This window comes from Pseudomonas sp. EA_65y_Pfl2_P78 (assembly GCF_963970495.1).
Lineage (GTDB): Bacteria > Pseudomonadota > Gammaproteobacteria > Pseudomonadales > Pseudomonadaceae > Aquipseudomonas > Aquipseudomonas baetica_A.
Genome location: NZ_CAXAON010000005.1, coordinates 185,414 through 209,495, shown reverse-complemented (window position 1 = coordinate 209,495; position 24,082 = coordinate 185,414). Strand labels below are relative to the sequence as shown.

The following is a 24,082-nucleotide window of genomic DNA, read 5'->3' as shown; positions in this document are numbered from 1 at the left end:
CTGATCAATCAGCTCTTTCGGGATCGAAGGAAACTGGGGTTTGACCTCCGAGGCCGGTTTCTTTTTGGTCGGCATACATGCTCCTTTTCAACATGTTATGCCCGAACACAAAATTTCTGACAGTCTCGATGATCGCCATCGCGGGCCCGCCCCAACAGTGATTGAGGGTGACCACAGATTTTGTGACCAACCCCATAACCTGTGGGAGCGGGCTTGTTCGCGAAGAGGCCCTTAATGCCTGCGCAAACATTTAGCCTTGCGCCGCCACCCTGGCAAACCCCGCCCGAATTTTCTCTTCCGGCAAATCATCGGCAATAAACACGATCACACTGTCCCGCGCCTCACCCTCGGCCCACTCCGTATCCCAGTCGAAACCGTAGAGTTTCAAAACGCCCTGAAACACCAACCGTCGATCTTCACCGGCAATGTGCAGCACGCCTTTGTAGCGCAGCAATTGCTTGCCGTGCGCCTCCAGCAATTCATTCATGAATTCACTGAGCTGATCGATATCCAGCGGTTGCTCAGTGCGCAGCACCAGACTGCAGATGCGGTCGATGGACGGCGCCTGGCTCACCGGCCGCAGACTCAGCCCGCCACCCAGGTCGGCATTGAGGTTGAAGCCGCGCACATCGAGCAACTCGGCCAGATCGATATTGCCGTGTTCGACCACACGAATCGGTGCACGACGGTTGATCCGCGTCAGCCGTTCGCTCAGCGCGGTGAACGCAGCCGAATCCACCAGATCGGTCTTGCTCACCAGCAAGCGGTCGGCAAAACCGATCTGCGCCTGGGCGATGGTCTGGGTCAGGTGCTGCTCGGCGTGGGCCGCGTCGACCAGTGTGATGATGCCGTCGAGAATGTAGCGCTCACGCAATTCTTCATCAATGAAGAAGGTTTGCGCGACTGGCGCCGGATCGGCCAGACCGGTGCATTCGATCACCAGGCGGTCGAAAGCGATTTCGCCGCTATCCAACCGTTCGAGCAGCAGGTACAGCGCTTTGGTCAGATCGGTGTGGATGGTGCAGCAGACGCAGCCATTGGCCAGGGTCATGACTTGCACCGGCTCGTCGCCCAGCAACTGCGTGTCGATGCCGGCGTCGCTGAATTCGTTTTCGATCACGGCGATTTTCAGGCCGTGCTCGGCTTTCAATAGATGGCGCAGCAAGGTGGTTTTGCCGGCACCGAGGAAACCACTGAGTACCGTGACCGGAATGGGAGAGGACAAAACTCGATCTCCTTAAAAGAAACACAAAACAAATGTGGGAGCGGACTTGCTCGCGAAGACGGTGCATCAGTCAGAACAATCATCAACTGACACTGCGCTTTCGCGAGCAAGCCCGCTCCCACAGGGGGATTGCAGCAACCTCAGGCTGTCAGCTCAACAGCACTTGGGCCCACCCTTGCCACCGTAACGGGCTTCCTGACGTTCGCGGAAGAACATCTCGTAGCTCATCACCGGTTTGTCCGGGTGCTTGGTTTGCATATGCTCGACGTAGGTGTCGTAGTCGGGCATGCCGACCATCAAGCGCGCAGCCTGACCGAGGTATTTACCGAGGCGACTCAGGTCATTGAACATGGTGCAATCCTCTGGTTACGCATCCGGCAGAGCCTGGAATGGCGATTCTTTATCCGTACGCTCTTTTTTGCCCCAGGCGGCGATGCCGACTTTGAGCGCATAGAACAGGATGCTGAATACCACGAACAGGAACAGCGCGGTCAGCGTGGCATTGGTGTAAGCATTGAAAATGACGTGCTGCATCTGATCGATGCTCTTGGCCGGGGCAATAATCTGACCGTTGGCCAAGGCATCGCTGTACTTCTTGGCCAGCGACAGGAAACCGATTGCCGGGTTGGCGTCGAACAGTTTGATGAAACCCGCCGTCGTGGTGCAGATCAGCAGCCAGGTGGCTGGCAGCAGCGTGACCCAAATGTAGCGCTGACGCTTCATTTTGATCAGAACCACAGTGCCGAGCATCAGCGCGATACCGGCCAGCATCTGGTTGGAGATACCGAACAGCGGCCACAAGGTGTTGATGCCGCCCAGTGGATCGATCACGCCTTGGTACAGCAACCAGCCCCACATTGCCACACAACCGGCGGTGGCAATCAGGTTGGCCGTCCACGACTCGGTACGCTTGAGCGCCGGAACGAAAGAGCCCAGCAGATCCTGGAGCATGAAACGTCCGGCACGGGTGCCAGCGTCCACAGCGGTAAGGATGAACAGCGCTTCGAACAGGATCGCAAAGTGGTACCAGAACGCCATGGTGTTTTCACCCGGCAGGACACTGTGCAGGATTTGCGCGATCCCCACCGCCAGGGTCGGCGCACCACCGGCACGGGCCAGAATGGTGGTTTCACCGATGTCATGGGCGACGGCTTGCAGCGCCTCAGGCGTGATCGCAAAGCCCCAACTGCTGACCATCTGCGCCACTGACGCAACATCCCCACCCACCACGGCGGCCGGGCTGTTCATGGCGAAGTAGACGCCCGGTTCGATCACCGAAGCCGCCACCATGGCCATGATGGCGACGAACGATTCCATCAGCATGCCGCCGTAACCGATGTAACGGGCGTTGGTTTCGTTATCCAGCAGCTTCGGCGTGGTGCCGGAGGAGATCAGCGCGTGGAAACCCGACACCGCACCACAGGCAATGGTGATGAACAGGAACGGGAACAGACCGCCCTTCCACACAGGGCCGGTGCCGTCGACGAACTGGGTCAATGCCGGCATTTTCAGCTCAGGCATGGTCACCAGAATGCCAATCGCCAACGCGATGATCGTACCGATCTTGAGGAAGGTCGACAGGTAGTCACGCGGCGCAAGGATCAGCCATACCGGCAGAACCGCCGCCACGAAGCCGTAACCGATCAGCATCCAGGTGATTTGAATGCCGGTGAAACTGAAGGCCTTGGCCCACACCGGATCAGCGGCAATCTGCCCGCCCAGCCAGATCGAACCGAGCAGCAGCACCACGCCAATCACCGAAATCTCGCCGATGCGACCCGGACGGATGTAGCGCATGTAGATGCCCATGAACATCGCGATCGGGATGGTCGCCATCACGGTGAAGATGCCCCACGGGCTCTCCGCCAGCGCTTTCACCACGATCAGCGCCAGCACCGCAAGGATGATGATCATGATCAGGAAGCAGCCGAACAGTGCGATGGTGCCGGGAATGCGGCCCATTTCTTCACGCACCATGTCGCCCAGGGATCGGCCGTTGCGGCGGGTCGACATGAACAGCACCATGAAGTCCTGCACCGCGCCCGCCAGCACCACACCGGCAATCAGCCAAAGCGTGCCGGGCAAATACCCCATCTGCGCTGCCAATACCGGGCCGACCAACGGCCCCGCGCCAGCAATGGCCGCGAAGTGGTGACCGAAGAGAATGTGTTTGTTGGTTGGAACGTAGTCCAGACCGTCGTTGTTGAGCACGGCGGGGGTGGCCCGACGCGCATCGAGTTGCATCACATTGTTCGCGATGAACAGGCTGTAGTAACGATACGCAACCAGATAAATGGCCACGGCAGCGACCACAATCCACAAGGCGTTGATCGCCTCGCCTCGGCGCAATGCCACTACGCCCAGGGCGCACGCTCCTACGATTGCCAGCACTAGCCAGGGTAAGTGGCGTAGCAGGCTATTATTATTTTTCATTTTTTTATTCCAGCCAGGGTGGACAAGAAAGACAGCCACCCCGAGTTTAGCGCTACTGGCGACAAAGGCCATACCCCGACGTTGGTCTAGACGCTTGTCTGCACTGGCACGGTTGAAGAATGCGGGTCTATAGTCAGCGAACATCCGGAGGATTGCGCCATGAGCGAACAACCTGACGAGCGTCGCCGTTTCAAACGCATCGCGTTCGATGCCAAAACCGAGCTGAGACAGGGTGAGTACATCTGGCCAGTGAAGTTGATCGACCTGTCGTTAAAGGGTCTGTTGATCGAAAAGCCTGAGCCGTGGCCAGGTGATCGGGAGCGGCATTTCCTGGTCGATATCCATCTCAACGATGAGGTCGTCATCAAGATGGATGCGCAACTGACCCATGACGACCATGGCCAGCTCGGCTTCGTCTGCAAGCACATCAACCTGGAGTCCATCGAACGCCTGCGGCGCTTGATTGAGTTCAACCTGGGCGATCCGCAGGAGCTGGAGCGCGAGTTGGGCGCTCTGATCGAAATCTAGAAGCCACTACCGCTCCCACCAAGGTGCTGAGTGTTTATTCGAAGAGCGCGTCGAGGGCCTGTTCCAGGCGGGTCACGGCGATGATCTGCAGCCCCGGCGGTGACTCCTTCGGCGCATTACCCTTGGGCACGATCGCCCGTTTGAAGCCATGCTTGGCCGCTTCCTTCAAACGTTCCTGCCCACTCGGCACCGGACGCACTTCGCCAGACAAGCCTACTTCACCAAACACCAGCAGATCATGGGGCAATGGCCGATTACGCAAGCTCGACATCACCGCCGCCATCAATGCCAGGTCAGAGGCCGTCTCCAGCACCTTCACCCCGCCGACCACATTGAGAAACACGTCCTGATCGTGAGTCGGAATACCGCCGTGCCGATGCAAAACCGCCAGTAACATCGCCAACCGGTTCTGATCCAGCCCCAACGTTACCCGGCGCGGGTTGGCCAAGTGGCTGTCATCGACCAACGCCTGCACTTCCACCAACATCGGCCGAGTGCCTTCCCACGTTGCCATCACCACGCTGCCCGGGACTTCTTCCTGAGCACGCGTCAGAAAAATCGCCGAAGGATTAGAGACTTCTTTCAACCCCTTGTCGGTCATGCCGAACACGCCCAACTCATTGACCGCGCCAAAACGGTTCTTCACCGCGCGCAACAACCGCAAGCGTCCGTCGGACTCGCCTTCGAAATACAGCACCGTATCGACCATGTGCTCCAGCACGCGAGGCCCGGCAAGCGCGCCCTCCTTGGTGACATGACCGACAAGGAAAATCGCCGTGCCGCTTTGCTTGGCATAACGCACCAGCAGCGCCGCACTCTCCCGCACCTGGGAGACACCACCAGGCGCCGACTGCAATTGTTCGGTGAAGATCGTCTGGATCGAGTCGATCACCATCACCTTGGGTTTTTCCTGACGGGCGGTGGCGATGATGGTTTCGATACAGGTTTCAGTCATCACCCGCAGTTGATCCTGGGGCAAGCCGAGACGGCGCGCGCGCATGGCCACTTGTTGCTGGGACTCTTCGCCGGTGACGTACAGCGCCGGCATGCTCTTGGCAAGGTTACACAGGGTCTGCAACAGAATTGTCGATTTGCCGATCCCCGGATCGCCGCCAATCAGCACCACCGAACCATCTACCAGACCGCCGCCGAGCACGCGATCGAGTTCGCCCGACGCGGTGGAAAACCGCGGAATCTCTTCAATGCTGACTTCGGCCAGCGTCTTGATCTGCGCCTGCTGCCCGGCCCAACCGGTACGACCGGTGGGCGCGGTGGCCCCGCCGCTTTCGATCATGGTTTCAGTCAGGGTGTTCCAGGCACCACACTCACCGCACTGGCCGGCCCATTTGGGAAAAGTGGCGCCGCACTCGGTGCAGCCGTACATGCGCTTGGCCTTGGCCATCTGAACCCCCGGGGCAAAACCGCGATGATAACGCAGCCATCACCGATCAGCGCGGCGCGGCGGTGCGGATTTCTCCGCCGGCCAGACGCGTGGGGCTGTTGCCCAGCGGATCTTCGGCATTCAGGTCGGCACCTTTGGCCTTGAGTGCGTCGAGCAACTCAAGGCGTTTGAACAATCCGGCGTACATGGCTGCCGTCTGCCCGGCGCCGTTACGCTGGTCGGGGCTGCAGTCGGTCGCCATCAGGCGGCGAGCAATCTGCAACTCGCCCTTGAAAATCGCCCCCATCAACGCCGTGTTACCGCGTTGATCCTGAGCACAGGCATCGGCCCCGGCGGCGAGCAACCTTTCAACCGCCGGCGCCTGACCGTGATACGCCGCCAGAATCAGCGCGGTGTAACCCTTGCTGTCGCGGGTATCGAGGGAGTAACCGGACTCGATGAAGGTGTCCAGCATCGGTACGTCGCCGCGTCGGGCCGCGTCGAAATAGTAATCCTGAAGTTGAGCCTTGATCGCGTCGGGCCCCTGTTCAGGGGAGGCCGCCCACGCGGCGAACGACAGACAACCCGATAGCCACAAAAGACAGATACGCATAAGCACTCTCCTTGAGCGAAACGAGGCCCGGATTCAGACCCCGCGTCGCATCAACGCTGAATCAGTCGACCAGTTTGGCCGCCAGCGCCTTGACTCGGCTCAGGTCGCCCATGGCCACTTTAGTCACGCCGGTGCCGTATTCGGGATCAGCCTTATAAAGGAAGGACAGGATGATGTGCTTGCTCTCGTCATCAGTGGTGGCCAGCGAGCCGCCAAAGCTGTCGATCAGATCACGACGTTCCTTTTTGCTGAACGAGCGATACAGATCGCCGGCCTGCCTGAAGTTCTGCTCACGCTGAATTTTCGCCTGCTGGGTGCTGCCCGATAGCGCCGATGGGCTGTAACGCGCGCTTTGCGTCTCTTCGCGCGGTTGCAAACGGCTCGGCTGATAGTTCACGCCGGAGTGGCTGGCACCCCCATTCATCGCACCGTCCTGATTGCCATTATTCACCGCAACTTTTGGCGCGTTGATCGGTAGTTGCAGGGCGTTGGCACCCAGGCGATACATTTGCGTGTCGGCATAAGAGAATACTCGGCCTTGCAATAAACGGTCTTCCGACGGCTCGATACCCGGCACAACATTGGCCGGCGCCATGGCAACTTGTTCGGTTTCCTGAAACACGTTTGCCGGATTACGGTTCAGTACCATTTGTCCAACTTTTCGCTCTGGAATACCCGGCCAGATCTTGGTTGCATCCAGCGGATCGAAATCAAACTTGGACAAGTCTTGCGGTTTCAGAACCTGAATGTACAAGTCCCACTTCGGAAAATTGCCTTTATTGATGTTTGTCACCAAGTCATTGGTCATATGACTGTAGTCCTGACCTTGAACTTTCGTCACTTCTTTAGGCGCCAGATTCTTTATGCCTTGCAAACTCTTCCAGTGAAACTTTACGTAATGCACTTCACCTTTTGAATTGATCAACTTATAAGCATGTACGCCGTTGCCGTCCATTTCCCGATAACTGGCTGGCGTGCCTGAGTTGGAATACAACTCGGTCAGCGTGCGCGTGGCTTCCGGTACATGGGAGAAGAAGTCGAACCGGCGAGAGTCGTCATCAAGGTTGGTACGCGGATCAGGTTTGAAGGCGTGCACCATGTCCGGGAACTTGATCGCATCGCGAATGAAGAACGTCGGGAAGTTGTTGCCCACCAGATCCCAGTTGCCATCGGCGGTGTAGAACTTGGTGGCGAAACCGCGCGGGTCGCGCAGGGTTTCCGGGGAGTGATTACCGTGCACCACGGCGGAAAAACGCACGAAAACCGGCGTGCTCTGGCCGGCGGCAAAGACCTTGGCCTTGCTCAGGTCACTGAGGTCATTGGTGACCGTGAAAGTGCCGTGGGCGCCAGCGCCGCGTGCATGTACCACACGCTCGGGAATGCGCTCGCGGTCGAAACGCTGCAGCTTCTGGATCAGTTGCACATCCTGCAGCAGCACCGGGCCATTGGCACCGGCAGTCTGCGAATTCTGATTGTCACCCACCGCTGCGCCGTTATCCCGGGTCAGGGGCGCGGCATGCACGGAGAAGGTCAGAAGGCTGGCGGTGAGTACGCCAAGGGTGCGGCGATGGGGAAAAGCCCCTAAGCCAAGCGTGGAAGTCATATCAGGTTCCTCTGGTTTTTTGGGCGCATCCAGGTGCGCCAAACAGAGGCTAGAGGGCAAAACCGGCGAACATAAATAGAAAGTTCGTAACTCGATGATTGATAGATTTTTCTTCCTTTTCATGGTGTTACGGCGTATTTCGCGCGCGATTAGTGGCACTTTGCAAACTAATCGTCGATTAGTGTGTCGATAAAAACGGGCATTGTAAGAAGGTGTTTCGCGCAGGACGCGTTTTGCTGATTTACACTGCGTACACCAAACTCATCTGTAACAAGGAAATAACCTATGGGCGTGCTAAGCGAGTTCAAGGCCTTCGCGGTCAAAGGCAATGTGGTCGACATGGCCGTCGGTATCATCATCGGTGCCGCCTTCGGCAAAATCGTTTCGTCGTTTGTCGGTGACGTGATCATGCCGCCGATCGGCCTGCTGATCGGTGGTGTCGACTTCAGTGACCTGACCATTACGCTGAAAGCCGCCGAGGGCAGCGCCCCTGCGGTAGTGATGGCTTACGGCAAATTCATTCAGACCGTGCTCGACTTCATAATCGTCGCCTTCGCGATCTTCATGGGCGTCAAAGCCATCAACCGCCTCAAACGCGAAGAAGCCGTGGCCCCGACCCTGCCTCCGGTGCCAACCAAAGAAGAAGAATTGCTGGGCGAGATCCGCGATCTGCTCAAGGCCCAGAACAATCAGCCCTGAACGTTGCACGCGATAAACAACGGCGCCTTCGGGCGCCGTTTGTTTACCAGTAGTTTTCCACGGCCACCTGGCCAGGGCGGCGAGTGAGGCTTAAGCTCATCCCCCGTTTTTTCAACAGTGCACGAGTGTCGTCGATCATCTGCGGATTGCCACACAACATGACCCGCGAGTGTTCTGCAGATAGCTCGACACCCGCGACACGCTCAAGCTCTCCGTTCTCGATCAGCGCAGTGATGCGACCGCTCAGCGCGCCGGGATGCGCTTGTCGCGTGACTGTCGGGATGAATTGCAACTTGTGTGCGTGCTCGCTCAGGTATTCACGTTGCGCCAGCCCGGCAATAAGCGGCTGATACGCTAACTCCCGCACTTCGCGCACGCTGTACACCAGAATGATCCGTTCGAATTTTTCCCAGACCTCGAAGTCCTGCAGAATCGACAGAAAAGGCGCCACCCCCGTGCCTGTGGATAACAACCACAGGTCCCGACCGTCGACGAAGCGATCAAGGGTCAGATAGCCGAATGCCTGCCGATCCACCAGCAAGCTATCGCCGATCTGCAGCCGACTTAATTCACTGGTGAATTCACCGCCCGGTACCACGATCGAAAAAAACTCAAGAAACTCGTCGAAGGGTGACGACACCATCGAATAAGCGCGCCACACGGTGCTGCCATCGGCCCTGGTTACGCCAAGCCTGGCAAACTGCCCCGCACGGAAGCGAAAGCCTGCATCACGACAGGTGCGCAAGGTGAATAGACTGGGGGTCAACGGCTGCACGTCGATCAATGTCTGAACCGTGTACTTCTCTGCACTGGCGGTCATGGAGCGCTCCGATAAACGATTGACACCAGTGTCCCGCAATTCCCCCCGTCTAAACACCGATGATTGGTAATGGCATTCGAAAAACCCACCCTTTAGTTAAAATCCAGAATGACCACATGAGTTAAAAATCTTTCGTCGCTAAGAACATTTACTGAACACACCGACATCTTCAAGAGCGAAATAATTTAAAACCACACGCAGGAAATATCCTACACTTCGACCCGTGCCGGGTTTTTGGATCCATTCGGCGCCCCCTATGCAACACCAACGGAGAGTTTCTAATGGAAACTTGGAAGGAGTCGCAGTTAAGGCAACTGACTTTCGCTAAAGGGATAGATGCCGCTTATCCGATTCTGCTCAGATTCGCCGAAAATCTTGGCTTCAATTTCTGTGCAATTTCGGTCACGTCACCCGACCAGGAAGTGCATCTTGATGCGTTTAATATCAACAACTACCCCAAAGAATGGAACCAGCAATATGAACAACAAAAATTCAGCGTAATTGACCCAGTAGTAGCGCATTGCAATCACTCCGTCATGCCGATTGTATGGAATGAAACAGTCTTTGCAGATACGCCGCGACTATGGGAGGCGTTAAAGGAGCACAAACTGCAATATGGCTGGTCCCAGGCGTTCCATCATGAAGATACGGGGTTGTGCAGCATTATCAGCCTTGCACGCAAGCACTGCCCGATCAGTCCGCTCGAGTTGTACGAGCACTTTGGTTATATCTTCTACGCCGCGAGTCACTTGAGCGAACTGTTCGCCCGCACCCTGCCCGTGAATCCGGCCAAATCCGACAAACCACACCTTTCGCCACGAGAACTGGAGGTTCTGCAATTGTCCGCCGGTGGAAAAACAGCTTATGAGATCTCGAAAATCCTCAGTCTGAGCGAACGCACCGTGAACTATCACGTGCAAAACGTGATCGAGAAACTCAACGTCTGCAACAAGATTTCCGCCGTCATCGCGGCCGCCAGAGCCGGAATCATCTAAAGCGTTGCCATGCATCCGGATTAAAACTTACGGGTATTTGCGGAGAAAAAAACGTACCATTTGTGGCCTTTCTGAGTGATAACGTGAAGCTTTGTTGCGTTGCAGTTCACTTGATCGGTTCCGCCGCATGACACCAGGGCTGCGGGATACCCGTTGATCACCCTGAGTCCCCGCCCCATGCCTTTGCTCGATACGCCCTTCGCCCAACTCGACCTGATCCGCCAGCCCGAACAGCAGAACGAACCACTGCAGGCTTTCGATGCGGCCGACGAATACTTGCTCAACCATCTGGCCGCACAGCAACCGACGGCCGACACCCGAATCTTGGTGCTCAACGACAGCTTCGGCGCACTGGCCGCCAGCCTGCTGGGCAAGGTGCAAGTGACCAGCAGCGGTGATTCGTTTCTGGGTTTTCAAGGTCTGGAAAAAAACTTGCTGCGCAACGGCCAAGCGTTCGATGCGATCTGCGGTATTCCGGCCAGCGAGCCTGTGGTCGGGCCCTTCGACCGCGTGCTGATCCGCGTCCCCAAAACCCTCGCCTTGCTCGAAGAACAACTCATTCGCCTGCATGGGCAACTGGCTCCCGGCGCGCAAGTGATCGCTGCGGCGATGGTCAAACATCTGCCACGCGCTGCCGGTGATCTGCTGGAACGTTACATCGGCCCGGTGCAAGCTTCACTGGCAGTGAAAAAAGCCCGATTGCTCATCGCCACACCAGAAGCAAAGACACCGGCGGTGTCGCCCTACCCATCGCGTTATCGTCTCGACACACCGTCTATCGAATTGCTCAACCACGCCAACGTGTTTTGTCGTGAAGGCCTGGATATCGGCACCCGCGCCTTTTTGCCGCATTTGCCCAAGAGTCTGGGTAGCGCACGGGTTGCCGATCTCGGCTGCGGCAACGGTGTTTTGGCGATAGCCAGTGCTTTGCAAAACCCCGACGCGCAGTACACGCTGGTCGACGAGTCGTTCATGGCGGTGCAATCGGCCACCGAGAACTGGCGCGCCGCGCTGGGAGATCGCGACGTGATCGTGCGGGCCGGCGATGGTCTGGCCGGGCAGGAAGCGCAATCGCTGGATGTGATCCTGTGCAATCCGCCGTTCCATCAGCAGCAAGTGGTGGGCGACTTCCTTGCCTGGCGCATGTTTCAGCAGGCTCGCGAAGCGCTGGTGGTCGGTGGTGCGCTGTACATCGTCGGCAACCGTCACTTGGGTTACCACAGCAAACTGGCGCGACTTTTCCGGGGTGTCGAGCAGGTGGCGGCAACGCCGAAGTTCGTGATTCTCAAGGCCCGCAAGTAATCCGCAAGACGAAAAAAAACCCTCCGTCAGGAGGGTTGCAAATCCGTACCCGAAGGCGCCGGGACGAAGTGATTCAGTGAGTGGTCAGGCCTGCGGCGTTCATGAACATGCGCATCAGGCTGGCAACGATAAACAGCGCACCGACACTGCCCACCCAGATCATGGCCAACCAGCCGAGCCGCTGCCATAGCGGTTTTTTTTCAGCCTCTTCGATGTCGTGCAGGGAATGTTTGCCGGGCATTGCTTCATCCTCCGGTTGGGGGCGATGGCGCCGCTGGCGACGCCTTCGTGGTCACGACTAGTGATAACCGTCCTCATGAGTCACCTTGCCGCGGAACACGTAGTAGCTCCAGAAGGTGTAACCCAGGATGAACGGGATGATGAACAACGTACCCACCAGCATGAACCCCTGACTTTGCGGCGGCGCGGCGGCGTCCCAGATCGAGATCGACGGCGGCACGATGTTCGGCCACAGGCTGATGCCCAGACCGCTGTAGCCCAGGAAGATCAGCACCAGGGTCAGCAGGAACGGCATGTAGTTGGCGTTGCGCGCCACGGCGCGGATCAAGCCGTACAACGTGATCAACACCAGAATCGGCACCGGCATGAACCAGAACAGGTTCGGCATGCTGAACCAGCGTGTTGCGATTTCCGGGTGGGCCAGCGGTGTCCAGAGGCTGACAATACCGATCACCGCCAACAGCACGAAGGCCAGCGGCCGCGCCAGGTTGTGCATCTGCTCTTGCAGCTTGCCTTCGGTCTTCATGATCAGCCAGGTGCAGCCGAGCAAGGCATAAGCCACCACCAACGCGGCACCGCAGAACAGCGTGAACGGCGTCAGCCAGTCCAGTGAGCCACCGGCGAACTGCCGATTGACCACGGGCAGACCATCGATGAACGCACCGAGCGCCACGCCCTGGAAGAACGTCGCCGCCACCGAACCACCGATGAACGCCTTGTCCCAGAGATGACGTTTATCGTCCTTGGCCTTGAAGCGAAACTCGAACGCGACGCCACGGAAGATCAGACCGATCAGCATGAAAATCAGCGGCAGGTACAACGCCGACAGCACCACCGAATAGGCCAGCGGGAACGCGCCGAACAACGCCGCACCGCCCAGCACCAGCCAGGTTTCGTTACCGTCCCACACCGGGGCGACGGTGTTCATCATTACGTCACGGTCGGTCTTGCCCGGGATGAACGGGAAGAGAATCCCGATCCCCAGGTCGAAGCCGTCCATGACCACGTACATCATGATGCCGAAGATGATGATCACGGCCCAGATCAGCGGAAGATCAATACCCATGATTCAAATCTCCTTGCTCAGGGTGGGGCTGTGGTCAGCCTCGGCGCCATCGTCGTCAGCCGCCGACAGCGGCCTGGCCGGCGTACGTTTCTGGCCAGGACCACCGTCGTTGGTTTCCTTGCCTTCGTCGGTTATCGGCCCCTTGCGCACCAGACGCATCATGTAGCCCAGACCTGTACCGAACAGCGCGAAATACACCACCACAAACATGATCAGCGTGATGCTCATCTGCATGAAGCTGTGGTTGGAGGACGCATCCGTCGTGCGCATCAACCCGTAAACCACCCACGGTTGACGACCGATTTCCGTAGTGAACCAGCCCGCGAGGATCGCGATCAGGCCGGACGGCCCCATCCACAACGCCAGGTACAGGAATGGCCGCGAGGTATACAGCGTGTCGCGTTTGCGCAGCCACAGGCTCCACAAACCGGTGAAGATCATCAGGAAGCCGAGGCCGACCATGACCCGGAACGACCAGAAGACGATGGTCGAGTTAGGCCGGTCCTCCGGCGGGAACTCCTTGAGCGCCGGCACCTGCTTGTCCAGCGAGTGGGTCAGGATCAGGCTGCCGAGGTACGGGATCTCAACGGCGAATTTGGTTTTCTCTTCTTTCATGTCCGGCCAGCCGAACAGAATCAGCGGTGTGGCTTCGTCACCTTTGTTTTCCCAGTGACCTTCAATCGCAGCGATTTTCGCCGGCTGATGTTCCAGCGTGTTGAGGCCATGGAAGTCACCGATGACGGCTTGAATCGGCGCAACGATCAACGCCATCCACATCGCCATCGACAGCATGGTGCGGATGGCCGGATTGTCCTTGCCGCGCAGCAAATGCCAGGCCGCCGAGGAGCCGACAAAAAAAGCGGTCGCGACGAACGCCGCCGTGGCCATGTGCATAAGGCGATACGGGAACGAGGGGTTGAAGACAATCGCAAACCAGTCGGTCGGGATCACCTGACCGTTGACGATTTCGAAGCCCTGCGGGGTTTGCATCCAGCTATTGGAAGCGAGAATCCAGAACGTTGAAATCAGCGTGCCGATGGCCACCATCACCGTGGAGAAAAAATGCAGGCCACGTCCGACCTTGTTCCAGCCGAACAGCATCACCCCGAGGAAACCGGCCTCAAGGAAGAACGCCGTGAGCACCTCGTACGTCAGCAGCGGCCCGGTGACGGCGCCAGCGAAATCAGAGAAGCGACTCCAGTTGGTACCGAATTGATAAGCCATGACCAACCCGGAGACCACACCCATGCCGAAGTTGACGGCAAAGATCTTCGACCAGAAATGGTAAAGGTCACGGTAGGTGTCGTTATGGGTTTTGAGCCACAGGCCTTCGAGTACCGCCAGGTAACTCGCCAGCCCAATGGTGATGGCCGGGAACAGGATGTGGAACGAGACGGTGAACGCGAACTGAATTCGGGCGAGATCGAGTGCCTCTAAACCGAACATAAGTCTTCCTCTGTCAGGTAATACCGGCTGTGGGGCTTGTGGCCCCAACGCCTACTGCCCCCACGGATATGGAGTGCGGCGAATTCTGATTCGTTCTTTTTTAACAACCATCGCAACGCAGGGAGTCTGGCCAACGGGCCACCGGATCAATTCCGCTCAGGGTTTTGATCTGGATCATGCAACGTTGAAAGAGTAGTCCCATTTTGAGTGATGAACGGCGTGGTTGTTTGCCGCGTGACAAGTTGCCTCATCACCTTGGCGCCCCAGCGATGCGTTGATCTGTGCCCTGAAAGAAAGTCGATGTCTGGCTAACTAAATTTTCTACCTTGGCAACTTCCTGTTACAGACTGGTGATAATCTCGCGATTCCCCACCAGCCAGACCTGCCTTCAGATGCCCAGCCAAGAGCCCCTGCTGTTACGTCACCACCGCCCTTTTCTTGCGTTCTGGCTGGCCCGGATCTTTACCGCCAGCGGTTTTCAGATGCTCACCGTGGCCATTGGCTGGAACCTCTATCAATTGACCGGCAACGTGCTTGATCTGGGTCTGGTTGGCCTGGTCGAGTTCGCCCCGCGTGTGTTGTTCATGTTGCACACCGGACACGTCGCCGACCGCTATGACCGGCGCAAGGTCGCAGCGATCTGTCAGTCGCTGCAAGCGTTGATTGCGCTGGCGCTGGCAATTGGCAGCGCCACCGATCACGTCACCCGGGAAATGATCTTTATCCTCGCTTTTCTGCTCGGTGCCGCACGCTCGTTCGAGATGCCAACCACCCAGGCACTGCTGCCGAGCATCGTGCCCGGTGCGCTGTTCCCGCGTGCAGTGGCGGCGGCGCAATCGGCGCAACAATCCGCAACCATCGTCGCCCCGGCCCTTGGCGGCTTGCTCTATGCGTTCGGCAGCGTCTGGGTGTATGGCCCGACGGTGATTCTCTATGTCATTGCCTGCTCGCTGATGCTCAACCTGCCTGCACGACAAACGCCCTTGAACAAAGGCAAAGCCACGCTTGATTCGCTGCTCGCGGGGATTCGTTTCATTCGCAGCCGTCCCGACATCCTCGGAGCGATATCGCTTGACCTGTTTGCAGTGTTGCTCGGTGGCGCCACGGCGCTGCTGCCGGTATTTGCCAAGGACATCTTGCTGACCGGTCCGTGGGGCCTGGGTTTGCTGCGTTCGGCGCCCGCCGTGGGCGCCTTGTTGATGTCACTGTTCCTGGCGCGGTTTGCCGTAGAGCGCAACGTCGGCCGGGTGATGTTCACCGCCGTCGGGGTCTTCGGCGTCGCGACCATTGCCTTCGGCCTGTCGACCTCGTTCTGGTTCTCGCTGGCGGTGTTGGTGGTGCTCGGCGCGGCGGACATGATCAGCATGGTGATCCGCGCGTCCTTCGTGCAACTGGAAACACCGGACGAAATGCGCGGCCGGGTCAGTGCGGTCAACGGGCTGTTCATCGGCGCCTCGAACCAGTTGGGCGAGTTCGAATCCGGCATCACCGCGCACTGGTTCGGTACTGTGCCGGCGGTGGTGATGGGCGGGATCGGCACACTGGTGGTGACCGGAACATGGATCAAACTGTTCCCGACCCTGGCCAAACGGGACCGGATGACGGAGTTGGTGGAAGAGGCGAAGGTTTAGCGCTCGTCAAACCTGCAACGCCCCCTCCACTTTCCCCCGCAGAGCCTTGCCGCCAAGTTGTTCGACCAGCACCAGCGCAAACTCCAGCGCAGCACCAGAACCCTGGGCGGTGATGCAGTTGCCATCAACTACCACGGGTTGATCCACAAACGTGCAGCCCGACAATTGATGACTGACGCCCGGCAGGCAGGTCATGCGTCGCTGACGCAAAACGCCGAAGGCTTGCAAGGCGACTGCCGGGCCTTCGGCGATAGCGGCGAACAGGCGCCCGGCGCTGGCCTGATCCTTGAGCAGTTGCTGCAGCGGCTGATGTGCCGAAAGGTGTTGTGAACCGACGTCGCCGCCCGGCAGGACAATCAGATCGAAAGTCTGCGCCAGCACATCGACCAGCATGCCGTCAGCCGTCAGGCGGGTACCGCGCGCGCAGGTCAGCATGCGCCGTCCTTCGATGCTGGCTGCCATCACTTCGATGCCGGCGCGGCGCAGCACGTCGATCAGGGTCACGCTTTGCAGGTCATCGATCCCCTCGGCGAGGGTAATCAGGGCTCTAAAGGTCATGGGCGATTTCCGCTGGGTGATCTTCAAAGCGTAGTCAGCTTCCTCCAGATCGCGCAGCGGCTGCCATTACTTGATGTAAAGCTGCGTCGACATCGTGTTGCGTGGGGCATTGATCGAGGTGTTACTGAAGAGGAAGGTGCCCTCCTGCTTACCTTTCAGATCAAAGGTATAGAGGGAGCCGACGGTATTGCTGCCGGGCGTGCACTCGGTCAGATTGCCGTTACCAAAGGCACATACCGGAGCCCGGGTGCCGTCCACTTCGAAGCCGTCCAACGTGGCATGCGGCTGACTCTGACCATACCCGACTTCCAGCACGTAGACCTTGATGCTCGGTCCGCTGTGATTGCATTGAGTTTGCGTCTGGCCATCAGCGATGTCCTCCAGACCGCAGGCAGGCGATTGCACCTTGATGACTTTCACTTCACTCAAGGGCGGTGCCGATGCCGCCCACACAGCCGATGTCCCGACCATCAGCCCTGCAATTACTCCGAAAGCCTTTACCCAGCCCATGCTCATGCGTTCCCCGTCCCCAAAAATCAGCGCGCAGTATGGCGCAGTTGCTCTCACGGCAAAACTTCGCCGACGATCGACACCAACAACCGCCATATTGCCCACGCTGCTGGTATGATGCGCGGCTTTTTCCGGCCCATCACAATTTTCCAGGCGCTTGCGACGGTCTGTGCTTTGCTGTTGAGGTCGATACATTCACGGCGCCATGCGCGCCACGGGGAGCAGACATGCTGGAAAGGCTGTTTCAACTCAAGGCACACAACACCAACGTGCGAACCGAGATTCTTGCGGGTATCACGACGTTCCTGGCCATGGCCTACATTCTGTTCGTCAATCCGAGCATCCTCGGCGAGACCGGCATGGACAAGGGCGCGGTGTTCGTCGCCACCTGTCTGGCCGCCGCGATCGGTTCGACGGTCATGGGCCTGATCGCCAACTATCCGATTGCCCTCGCTCCGGGCATGGGTCTGAACGCCTTCTTCACTTACACCGTCGTGCTGCACATGGGCCATACCTGGCAAGTGGCACTGGGCGCGGTGTTCATTTCGGCCGTGCTGTTCTTCCTGCTGTCGATCTTCCGCATCCGTGAATGGATCATCAACAGCATCCCGCTGCCGCTGCGCTCGGCGATTGCCGCCGGTATCGGCCTGTTCCTGGCGCTGATCGCCCTGCACAACGCCGGCATCGTGGTCAGCAACCCGGCGACCATGGTCGGCCTCGGTGACCTGAAAGCCCCGGCGCCAATTCTCGCCACCCTCGGTTTCGCCCTGATCGTCGCCCTCGAAGCACTCAAAGTACGCGGCGCGGTGCTGATCGGCATTCTGGCGGTCACCGTTGTCTCGATCGCCCTGGGCTTCACCCCGTTCGGCGGTGTGATTTCGATGCCACCTTCGCTGGCCCCGACCTTCCTGCAACTGGACATCAAAGGCGCACTGGACATCGGTCTGGTCAGCGTGATTTTTGCTTTCCTGTTCGTCGACCTGTTCGACAACTCCGGCACCCTGATCGGCGTTGCCAAGCGCGCCGGCCTGATGGGCAAGGACGGCCACATGCCGAAAATGGGTCGTGCGCTGATCGCTGACAGCACCGCCGCCATGGCCGGTTCGCTGCTGGGCACCTCGACCACCACCAGCTACATCGAATCCGCGGCTGGCGTGAGTGCGGGCGGCCGCACCGGTCTGACTGCCGTCGTCGTCGCGATCCTGTTCCTGCTGGCGCTGTTCTTCTCGCCATTGGCGTCCAGCATTCCGGCATTCGCCACCGCACCCGCGCTGCTGTTCGTCGCCGTGCTGATGACTTCCGGTCTGGCGGAAATAGACTGGGAAGACATCACCGTTGCCGCCCCGGTCGTGGTGACCGCGCTGGCCATGCCGTTCACTTACTCGATCGCCAACGGTATCGCGTTCGGTTTCATCGCCTGGACCGCGATCAAGTTGTTGTCCGGTCGCGCCCGTGAACTGAACCCGGCGCTGGTGATTTTGTCGATTCTGTTCGTGATCAAGTTGGGTTGGTTCAACGCATGACTTTCGATTCCCAAGCCTACGCCGCTCAGCTCGAAGACAAGGTGACGCGCCTGCGTGACCTGCTGGCACCGTTTGATGCCCCCGAGCCGACAGTGTTCGACTCACCGCTGCAGAACTTCCGTCTGCGCGCCGAATTCCGCCTGTGGCGCGAGGCCGGCGAGCGTCACTACGCGATGTTCTCCCAGGACGACAAACGCACGCCGATTCTGATCGAAGCGTTCCCGATTGCCAGCCTGCGCATCAATCAGTTGATGCCGCAGCTCAAGGCCGCGTGGCAGGCGAGTTCGGCGCTCAGTCACAAGCTTTTTCAAGTGGAGTTCCTGACCACGCTGGCCGGCGACGCAATGATCACCCTGTGCTATCACCGTCCGCTGGACGAGCACTGGCAGGCGGCGGCCACCAAGCTGTCGGCAGACCTGGGGGTCAGCATCATCGGTCGCTCCAAGGGCAAACGCGAAGTGATCGGCCACGACTACGTGGTAGAAAAACTCGAAGTCGGCGGCCGCACTTTCAGCTACCGCCAGCCGGAGGGCGCGTTCACCCAGCCTAACGGCACCGTGAACCAGAAGATGTTGAACTGGGCTTACGAAGCACTGGGCGATCGCACTGACGACCTGCTGGAGCTGTATTGCGGCAATGGCAACTTCACCCTGCCGCTCGCCACCCGCGTGCGCAAAGTGCTGGCCACCGAAATCAGCAAGACGTCTGTCAACGCCGCACTGAGTAACCTCAGCGAAAACGCTGTGGATAACGTCACCCTGGTGCGTCTGTCCGCCGAAGAGCTGACCGAAGCGCTCAACGAAGTGCGTCCGTTTCGTCGCTTGCAGGGCATCGACCTGAAGAGCTACGAGTTCGGTAGCGTATTCGTCGACCCGCCACGCGCGGGCATGGACCCGGACACCTGCGAGTTGACCCGGCGCTTCGACAACATCCTGTACATCTCCTGCAACCCGCAGACCCTGGCGGCCAACATCGCCCAGTTGCACGACACGCACCGCATCACGCGCTGCGCGTTGTTCGACCAGTTCCCGTGGACGCATCACATGGAATCGGGTGTGTTGCTGACCCGCCGTTGATGCCGATACCGGATACGAGAAAGCCGTCGTGATGACGGCTTTTTTGTGGATAAGTGTTGACCGTGCGATCACCGAACAAAAAAAACCCACGGCAAAGCTGTGCAATTGACCCAAGTAACCATCTAGTACATTTTATCTCCACTGGCTGCCCCCCCCTCAGCCAAAGCCAAAAACAATAAGTGGAGTTTCCCCTCATGCCTCCTATCGTTCTGGTGCTTAACGGCCCGAACCTGAACTTGCTCGGCACCCGTGAACCGGCGACTTACGGCCACGAAACCCTGGCTGATATTGCTGCGTTGTGTGGACGTGCCGCCGAGGAGTTCGGTCTGGCCGTGGAGTTTCGCCAGACCAATCACGAAGGCGAACTGCTCGACTGGATTCACGCGGCCCGTGGCCGTTGCGCCGGGATCGTGATCAACCCGGCGGCGTGGACGCACACCTCGGTGGCGATTCGCGATGCGCTGGTTGCCAGCCAATTGCCGGTCATCGAAGTGCATCTGTCCAATGTCCATGCGCGCGAACCGTTTCGTCATCATTCGTTCGTCTCGGCCATCGCCACGGCAGTAATGTGTGGTTTCGGCAGCCATGGCTATCGCCTGGCCCTGGAACATTTCAGCCAGCGATTGAAGGGGTGAATCCGATGTCCCGCCACAACGCGATACTCGCCGGGCTGATCGGCGCCGGCATTCAGGCCTCTCGCACCCCGGCCTTGCATGAACACGAAGGCGATGCGCAGGGCATGCGTTATCTCTATCGACTCATCGATCTTGATCAACTGCATGTGGACTGCACCGCCCTATCCGACCTGCTGTTGGCCGCCGAGCGCATGAATTACACCGGTTTGAACATCACGTTCCCGTGCAAGCAGGCGATCATCCCGCTGCTCGACGAATTGTCTCCAGAGGCCCGTGGCATCGGCGCGGTGAATACCGTGGTGTTGAAGGACGGCAAACGCGTCGGTCACAACACCGATTGCCTGGGTTTCGCGGAGGGTTTTCGCCGAGGCCTGAAGGATGCGCCCCGTGAACGTGTCGTCCAGATGGGCGCCGGTGGCGCAGGCGCGGCAGTGGCCCACGCGTTGCTGAGCGAAGGCGTACCGCAACTGAGCATTTTTGATGTCGACGGCGAGCGCGCCGAAAGTCTGGCCAACAATCTCAATCAGCATTTCGGTTTCGCTCGCGCCATGGCCGGACATGATCTGCCCAGTTCACTGAGTCTGGCGGACGGCCTGGTGAATACCACGCCGATGGGCATGGCCAAACTGCCGGGCATGCCCGTACCGGTGGAGTTGCTGCGCAAGGAATTGTGGGTAGCGGAAATTGTGTATTTCCCGCTGGAAACCGAACTGCTGCGCAACGCCCGCGCCTTGGGTTGCCGCACGCTGGATGGCGGCAACATGGCGGTGTTTCAGGCCGTGAAGGCGTTTGAGCTGTTCAGCGGTGTAGTGCCGGATGCGCAGCGGATGCTGGCGCATTTTCAAAGCATGAAGGGTTGAACTCGATCCTCCTGTGGGAGCGGGCTTGCTCGCTCCCACAAGGGGAATGCGTCAGGCCTGCAAGTAACGCAACACCGACTCACAGATCATCTCGCGATGACGCTGCTTGATGCTTTCGTCCGGCAGATCGATCTGAAAAATCTCACCGAACGTATGTCGGTTCGACACGCGATAGAAGCAGAACGAACTGATCAGCAGGTGCACGTCCAGCGCATTGAGCCCGGTACGGAACACACCTTGTTCAACACCCCGACGCAGGATCTCGCCCAGTGAATCGAGGATGGTGTTGTTCATTGCCTTGATCGCATCGGAACGCTTCACGTATTCGGCGTTGTGGATGTTCTCGATACTGACAATGCGCACGAAATCGACATTGTGATCGTGGTGATCGAACGTGAACTCCACCAGACGCCGAATCGCCACAATCGGCGACAACTCGTCCAGATGCAGACGGTTTTCCGTGTTGCGGATATCGCCGTAGAGTTTTTCCAGGACCTCGACGTACAACTGCTCCTTACTGCCGAAGTAGTAATAGATCATGCGTTTGGAGGTGTGGATGCGCTCGGCGATCGCGTCGACGCGAGCACCGGACAGTCCTTGCTGGACGAACTCGACGATCGCCTCTTGCAGGATGTTCTCGCGGGTTTTTTCCGGATTGTTCTTGCGACTCTTGCGCGGCTCCGCAACGGGAGCGGCGGGGAGTTCTGAAGTCATTGTCATTGCGGGCTCACGGCCATCACTGCACAGGCTGGCGATTATGGGCCGCGCGGCACAGTGAAGGAAGCCGCGCGGCATGTGTTTAATCCCGCGTTTACGAATTTCCTACAACTTCACCTGGCGCACAGCGCCACTGCGAGATTTGGCCATCGCCGCCAGACGCACCGCGACGTTCGCCGCGCCGTAACCGGCATAACCGTTTTTACGCTGGATGATCTCGAAGAAAAATCGCCCTTCAAACGGCTCTGTATAGACGTGAAACAACTCACCACCCTGCGGGTCGCGGTCATAGAGGACGTTGTAATACGCCAGTTCGCTGAGGAATTGGTCGTCGAAATCAAAGCGTGCGGCAAGATCGTCGTAGTAGTTCAGGGGAATATCCAGCAGCGGTACACCGGATGCTTTGGCACGACTGACTTCGGCGAAGATGTCGTCACAATCGAAGGCGATGTGATGCACGCCAGAGCCGCGATAACTCGACAACGCATGGGAGATCGCGGTGTTGCGATTCTCGGAAATGTTCAGCGGCAAGCGGATGGAACTGTCGCGACTGCGCAACGCACGGCTCTTCACCAGACCGTAAGGGTCGGGCAGCACGACTTCATCGTCAGCCTCGAAATCCAGCAAGCTTTTGTAAAACAGCACCCAACTGTCGAGGCTGTCAGCCGGCAGCGCCATGGCCATGTGATCGATGCGTTTGAGACCGCCACGGGCCGATGCACCTGGCAGCAGATTGAAGTCGGTGCCGTAGACATCCGCCTCTTCATCCACCAGATAAATCAGGCTACCGTCCGGTGCGCGCACCGCCGCCAGCTCCAATTCGTTCGGGCCAACCAACCCGCGATATGGCTGGCCCTTGTAAGCCACGGCACGCGCCAGCGCACGGGTGCTGTCCTTGACTCGCACAGCGGTGGCGCACAGCGATGGGCCGTGAGCCTCAAAAAAACTGTGGGCAAACGAATAGGGTTCGCAGTTGAGGATCAGGTTGATATCACCCTGACGCAGCAGGCTGACGCTCTTGGAGCGATGCTGACCAGCCTTGACGAAACCCAGCCGCTCCAGCCAGTGCGCAAGCTTGGCGCCGAGGCTTTCATCGACGGCGAATTCGAGAAACTCGATGCCGTTGTACTCGCGGGCCTTGGGGGTTTCGAAGAGGATTTCGCGATTGACCACGGGCGCTGTTTCTTGTTCAAGGCGCTGACGGGTTTTCTCTTCCAGGTACAGCAGCGAGCGTAAACCGTCGGCGGCATTGGCCCGCGGCGGTGCGGCGCGGAAACCGTCATTGAAGATTTCCAGCGACAGCGGCCCGGTGTAGCCGCTCTGGATGATCGGTGCGAGGAACCCCGGCAGATCGAATTCACCCTGGCCGGGGAAGCAGCGAAAATGCCGACTCCACTCCAGGACATCCATCGACAGAATCGGCGCGTCGGCCATTTGCACGAAGAAAATCTTGTCTGCGGGAATGTCAGCGATAGCGCGCGGATCGCCCTTCAACGACAAGGTATGAAAGCTGTCGAGCAACACGCCGAGGCTGGGGTGATCGGCCTGACGCACGATGTCCCAGACCTGTTGCCAGGTATTGACGTGGCGCCCCCACGCGAGCGCTTCATAACCAATGCGCAGCCCACGAGCACCGGCCTGTTCGGCCAGCAAGCGCAGGTCATCGACGAGAATCTGCTGATCGCCAACGCTGTCAGGCGAGGCGTTGCTGCAGACCAGCACCAGATCGGTGCCCAGTTCCTGCATCAGATCGAACTTGCGCTCGGCCCGCTCCAGGTTGCGCGCCAGACGGTCACGGCGGCAGCCTTCGAAATCGCGGAACGGCTGGAACAGGGTGATGGCGATCCCGAGATCGGCGCACATCTGTTTAATGTCGCGGGGGCTGCCGTCGTAGTACAACAGATCGTTTTCAAAAATCTCCACCCCGTCGAAACCGGCGGCGGCGATGGCTTCGAGTTTTTCCGGCAGGGTGCCGCTCAAGGAAACGGTGGCAATGGAACGCTGCATGTTTCAACTCCCGGACTGCGCCGCGTTGTTCGTTTTTTGTCGTGGGGAAATTATTGGCTGCATCACTTCTCGCAGCAATTTAAAGTGTACTACCCAGTTAGTTTTGCGTGCGATTATCGAACACAATGCCGGTTTGACGAATTGACGAGTTTTCGTCCACTGCCCAACATCCACAGCACATTGAGTCCGGTCGCGACGCACCGGTCGCAGCGTT

General features: G+C 58.7%; 23 protein-coding genes. 9 read left to right on the top strand and 14 right to left on the bottom strand.

Annotation, left to right across the window (positions count from 1 at the left end; genetic code table 11):
* Positions 1 to 250 precede the first annotated feature (250 nt).
* The 3 genes from yjiA to AACY02_RS07645 all read right to left on the bottom strand — a co-directional run bounded on the left by yjiA (position 251) and on the right by AACY02_RS07645 (position 3,658).
* Positions 251 to 1,225 (bottom strand): GTPase, encoded by a 975-nt coding sequence (yjiA, locus tag AACY02_RS07655; protein WP_339431418.1) that lies wholly within the window; start codon positions 1,223 to 1,225, stop codon positions 251 to 253.
* A gap of 153 nt (positions 1,226 to 1,378) precedes the next feature.
* Positions 1,379 to 1,576, bottom strand: a complete 198-nt coding sequence (locus AACY02_RS07650) for a YbdD/YjiX family protein (RefSeq protein WP_003228401.1) — start codon at positions 1,574 to 1,576, stop codon at positions 1,379 to 1,381.
* Positions 1,577 to 1,591: 15 nt separating this feature from the next.
* Positions 1,592 to 3,658, bottom strand: a complete 2,067-nt coding sequence (locus tag AACY02_RS07645; RefSeq protein ID WP_221730122.1) for a carbon starvation CstA family protein — start codon at positions 3,656 to 3,658, stop codon at positions 1,592 to 1,594.
* 159 nt (positions 3,659 to 3,817) lie between these two features.
* On the opposite strand from AACY02_RS07645, the gene AACY02_RS07640 reads away from it, so the two are divergent.
* Positions 3,818 to 4,186, top strand: a complete 369-nt coding sequence (locus tag AACY02_RS07640; RefSeq protein WP_339431417.1) for a PilZ domain-containing protein — start codon at positions 3,818 to 3,820, stop codon at positions 4,184 to 4,186.
* A gap of 34 nt (positions 4,187 to 4,220) precedes the next feature.
* On the opposite strand, the gene radA is transcribed toward AACY02_RS07640, so the two are convergent.
* From radA to katB, 3 genes are all read right to left on the bottom strand, one after another.
* A complete protein-coding gene (gene radA, locus AACY02_RS07635) occupies positions 4,221 to 5,588 on the bottom strand; it encodes a DNA repair protein RadA (protein WP_007909773.1) in 1,368 nt (455 codons plus the stop codon).
* 46 nt (positions 5,589 to 5,634) lie between these two features.
* Positions 5,635 to 6,180 carry an ankyrin repeat domain-containing protein gene (locus tag AACY02_RS07630; RefSeq protein WP_339431416.1) on the bottom strand — a complete coding sequence of 182 codons (546 nt, stop codon included), beginning with the start codon at positions 6,178 to 6,180 and terminating at the stop codon, positions 5,635 to 5,637.
* Positions 6,181 to 6,241: 61 nt separating this feature from the next.
* Positions 6,242 to 7,783 (bottom strand): catalase KatB, encoded by a 1,542-nt coding sequence (gene katB / locus AACY02_RS07625; RefSeq protein ID WP_339431415.1) that lies wholly within the window; start codon positions 7,781 to 7,783, stop codon positions 6,242 to 6,244.
* 285 nt (positions 7,784 to 8,068) lie between these two features.
* On the opposite strand from katB, the gene mscL reads away from it, so the two are divergent.
* Positions 8,069 to 8,482 (top strand): large-conductance mechanosensitive channel protein MscL, encoded by a 414-nt coding sequence (gene mscL, locus AACY02_RS07620; protein WP_339431414.1) that lies wholly within the window; start codon positions 8,069 to 8,071, stop codon positions 8,480 to 8,482.
* A 43-nt stretch (positions 8,483 to 8,525) separates the two neighbouring features.
* Here the strand turns inward: mscL and AACY02_RS07615 are convergent, their stop codons facing one another.
* A complete protein-coding gene (locus AACY02_RS07615) occupies positions 8,526 to 9,302 on the bottom strand; it encodes a ferredoxin--NADP reductase (RefSeq protein WP_339431413.1) in 777 nt (258 codons plus the stop codon).
* 281 nt (positions 9,303 to 9,583) lie between these two features.
* On the opposite strand from AACY02_RS07615, the gene AACY02_RS07610 reads away from it, so the two are divergent.
* Both AACY02_RS07610 and AACY02_RS07605 read left to right on the top strand, forming a co-directional pair.
* On the top strand, positions 9,584 to 10,297 hold the full coding sequence (locus tag AACY02_RS07610) for an autoinducer binding domain-containing protein (protein ID WP_339431412.1): 714 nt from the start codon (positions 9,584 to 9,586) through the stop codon (positions 10,295 to 10,297).
* A 177-nt stretch (positions 10,298 to 10,474) separates the two neighbouring features.
* On the top strand, positions 10,475 to 11,599 hold the full coding sequence (locus AACY02_RS07605) for a class I SAM-dependent methyltransferase (RefSeq protein WP_339431411.1): 1,125 nt from the start codon (positions 10,475 to 10,477) through the stop codon (positions 11,597 to 11,599).
* Positions 11,600 to 11,672: 73 nt separating this feature from the next.
* Here AACY02_RS07605 and AACY02_RS07600 read toward each other — a convergent pair whose 3' ends face one another.
* Genes AACY02_RS07600 through AACY02_RS07590 form a run of 3 tightly spaced genes read right to left on the bottom strand, consistent with a single transcriptional unit; the run spans position 11,673 to position 14,351 of the window.
* A complete protein-coding gene (locus AACY02_RS07600; RefSeq protein ID WP_221730131.1) occupies positions 11,673 to 11,840 on the bottom strand; it encodes a DUF2474 domain-containing protein in 168 nt (55 codons plus the stop codon).
* A gap of 57 nt (positions 11,841 to 11,897) precedes the next feature.
* Positions 11,898 to 12,905, bottom strand: coding sequence for a cytochrome d ubiquinol oxidase subunit II (gene cydB, locus AACY02_RS07595; protein ID WP_339431410.1), 1,008 nt, complete (start codon positions 12,903 to 12,905; stop codon positions 11,898 to 11,900).
* Positions 12,906 to 12,908: 3 nt separating this feature from the next.
* Entirely contained in the window at positions 12,909 to 14,351 is a 1,443-nt protein-coding gene (locus AACY02_RS07590; RefSeq protein ID WP_339431409.1) for a cytochrome ubiquinol oxidase subunit I, read from the bottom strand.
* A gap of 392 nt (positions 14,352 to 14,743) precedes the next feature.
* On the opposite strand from AACY02_RS07590, the gene AACY02_RS07585 reads away from it, so the two are divergent.
* The gene (locus tag AACY02_RS07585) at positions 14,744 to 15,982 is read left to right on the top strand and encodes an MFS transporter (protein WP_339431408.1); all 1,239 of its coding nucleotides are present in this window, start codon (positions 14,744 to 14,746) and stop codon (positions 15,980 to 15,982) included.
* Positions 15,983 to 15,988: 6 nt separating this feature from the next.
* On the opposite strand, the gene AACY02_RS07580 is transcribed toward AACY02_RS07585, so the two are convergent.
* Together AACY02_RS07580 and AACY02_RS07575 are read right to left on the bottom strand one after the other, a co-directional pair.
* On the bottom strand, positions 15,989 to 16,540 hold the full coding sequence (locus AACY02_RS07580; protein ID WP_339431407.1) for a DJ-1 family glyoxalase III: 552 nt from the start codon (positions 16,538 to 16,540) through the stop codon (positions 15,989 to 15,991).
* 66 nt (positions 16,541 to 16,606) lie between these two features.
* Positions 16,607 to 17,056, bottom strand: coding sequence for a DUF4879 domain-containing protein (locus AACY02_RS07575; RefSeq protein WP_339431422.1), 450 nt, complete (start codon positions 17,054 to 17,056; stop codon positions 16,607 to 16,609).
* Between the two features lie 221 nt (positions 17,057 to 17,277).
* Between AACY02_RS07575 and AACY02_RS07570 the strand changes: the two genes are divergently transcribed.
* The 4 genes from AACY02_RS07570 to AACY02_RS07555 all read left to right on the top strand — a co-directional run bounded on the left by AACY02_RS07570 (position 17,278) and on the right by AACY02_RS07555 (position 21,144).
* Positions 17,278 to 18,573: an NCS2 family permease gene (locus tag AACY02_RS07570; protein ID WP_339431406.1), complete on the top strand. Its 1,296-nt coding sequence runs from the start codon at positions 17,278 to 17,280 to the stop codon at positions 18,571 to 18,573.
* Positions 18,570 to 19,649: a tRNA (uridine(54)-C5)-methyltransferase TrmA gene (trmA, locus tag AACY02_RS07565; RefSeq protein WP_339431405.1), complete on the top strand. Its 1,080-nt coding sequence runs from the start codon at positions 18,570 to 18,572 to the stop codon at positions 19,647 to 19,649. Before AACY02_RS07570 ends, trmA begins: the two co-directional genes overlap by 4 nt.
* A gap of 194 nt (positions 19,650 to 19,843) precedes the next feature.
* Positions 19,844 to 20,284: a type II 3-dehydroquinate dehydratase gene (aroQ, locus tag AACY02_RS07560; protein WP_339431404.1), complete on the top strand. Its 441-nt coding sequence runs from the start codon at positions 19,844 to 19,846 to the stop codon at positions 20,282 to 20,284.
* Positions 20,285 to 20,289: 5 nt separating this feature from the next.
* On the top strand, positions 20,290 to 21,144 hold the full coding sequence (locus AACY02_RS07555; protein ID WP_339431403.1) for a shikimate dehydrogenase: 855 nt from the start codon (positions 20,290 to 20,292) through the stop codon (positions 21,142 to 21,144).
* A gap of 51 nt (positions 21,145 to 21,195) precedes the next feature.
* On the opposite strand, the gene AACY02_RS07550 is transcribed toward AACY02_RS07555, so the two are convergent.
* Entirely contained in the window at positions 21,196 to 21,864 is a 669-nt protein-coding gene (locus AACY02_RS07550; protein ID WP_339431402.1) for a TetR family transcriptional regulator, read from the bottom strand.
* Between the two features lie 102 nt (positions 21,865 to 21,966).
* Complete coding sequence (gene quiC, locus AACY02_RS07545; RefSeq protein WP_339431401.1) at positions 21,967 to 23,868, bottom strand: 3-dehydroshikimate dehydratase QuiC; 1,902 nt, start codon at positions 23,866 to 23,868, stop codon at positions 21,967 to 21,969.
* Positions 23,869 to 24,082: the final 214 nt, after the last annotated feature.

Bases quoted from the DNA above. Each gene is read 5' to 3' on its own strand.
- mscL (WP_339431414.1), top strand. From the start codon at position 8,069: ATGGGCGTGCTAAGCGAGTTCAAGGCCTTCGCGGTCAAAGGCAATGTG.
- AACY02_RS07590 (WP_339431409.1), bottom strand. From the start codon at position 14,351: ATGTTCGGTTTAGAGGCACTCGATCTCGCCCGAATTCAGTTCGCGTTC.
- AACY02_RS07585 (WP_339431408.1), top strand. From the start codon at position 14,744: ATGCCCAGCCAAGAGCCCCTGCTGTTACGTCACCACCGCCCTTTTCTT.
- AACY02_RS07610 (WP_339431412.1), top strand. From the start codon at position 9,584: ATGGAAACTTGGAAGGAGTCGCAGTTAAGGCAACTGACTTTCGCTAAA.
- AACY02_RS07600 (WP_221730131.1), bottom strand. From the start codon at position 11,840: ATGCCCGGCAAACATTCCCTGCACGACATCGAAGAGGCTGAAAAAAAA.
- katB (WP_339431415.1), bottom strand. From the start codon at position 7,783: ATGACTTCCACGCTTGGCTTAGGGGCTTTTCCCCATCGCCGCACCCTT.
- AACY02_RS07615 (WP_339431413.1), bottom strand. From the start codon at position 9,302: ATGACCGCCAGTGCAGAGAAGTACACGGTTCAGACATTGATCGACGTG.
- AACY02_RS07570 (WP_339431406.1), top strand. From the start codon at position 17,278: ATGCTGGAAAGGCTGTTTCAACTCAAGGCACACAACACCAACGTGCGA.
- AACY02_RS07580 (WP_339431407.1), bottom strand. From the start codon at position 16,540: ATGACCTTTAGAGCCCTGATTACCCTCGCCGAGGGGATCGATGACCTG.
- quiC (WP_339431401.1), bottom strand. From the start codon at position 23,868: ATGCAGCGTTCCATTGCCACCGTTTCCTTGAGCGGCACCCTGCCGGAA.
- AACY02_RS07555 (WP_339431403.1), top strand. From the start codon at position 20,290: ATGTCCCGCCACAACGCGATACTCGCCGGGCTGATCGGCGCCGGCATT.
- AACY02_RS07645 (WP_221730122.1), bottom strand. From the start codon at position 3,658: ATGAAAAATAATAATAGCCTGCTACGCCACTTACCCTGGCTAGTGCTG.
- AACY02_RS07605 (WP_339431411.1), top strand. From the start codon at position 10,475: ATGCCTTTGCTCGATACGCCCTTCGCCCAACTCGACCTGATCCGCCAG.
- aroQ (WP_339431404.1), top strand. From the start codon at position 19,844: ATGCCTCCTATCGTTCTGGTGCTTAACGGCCCGAACCTGAACTTGCTC.
- trmA (WP_339431405.1), top strand. From the start codon at position 18,570: ATGACTTTCGATTCCCAAGCCTACGCCGCTCAGCTCGAAGACAAGGTG.
- cydB (WP_339431410.1), bottom strand. From the start codon at position 12,905: ATGGGTATTGATCTTCCGCTGATCTGGGCCGTGATCATCATCTTCGGC.
- AACY02_RS07630 (WP_339431416.1), bottom strand. From the start codon at position 6,180: ATGCGTATCTGTCTTTTGTGGCTATCGGGTTGTCTGTCGTTCGCCGCG.
- AACY02_RS07550 (WP_339431402.1), bottom strand. From the start codon at position 21,864: ATGACAATGACTTCAGAACTCCCCGCCGCTCCCGTTGCGGAGCCGCGC.
- AACY02_RS07640 (WP_339431417.1), top strand. From the start codon at position 3,818: ATGAGCGAACAACCTGACGAGCGTCGCCGTTTCAAACGCATCGCGTTC.
- AACY02_RS07575 (WP_339431422.1), bottom strand. From the start codon at position 17,056: ATGAGCATGGGCTGGGTAAAGGCTTTCGGAGTAATTGCAGGGCTGATG.
- AACY02_RS07650 (WP_003228401.1), bottom strand. From the start codon at position 1,576: ATGTTCAATGACCTGAGTCGCCTCGGTAAATACCTCGGTCAGGCTGCG.
- radA (WP_007909773.1), bottom strand. From the start codon at position 5,588: ATGGCCAAGGCCAAGCGCATGTACGGCTGCACCGAGTGCGGCGCCACT.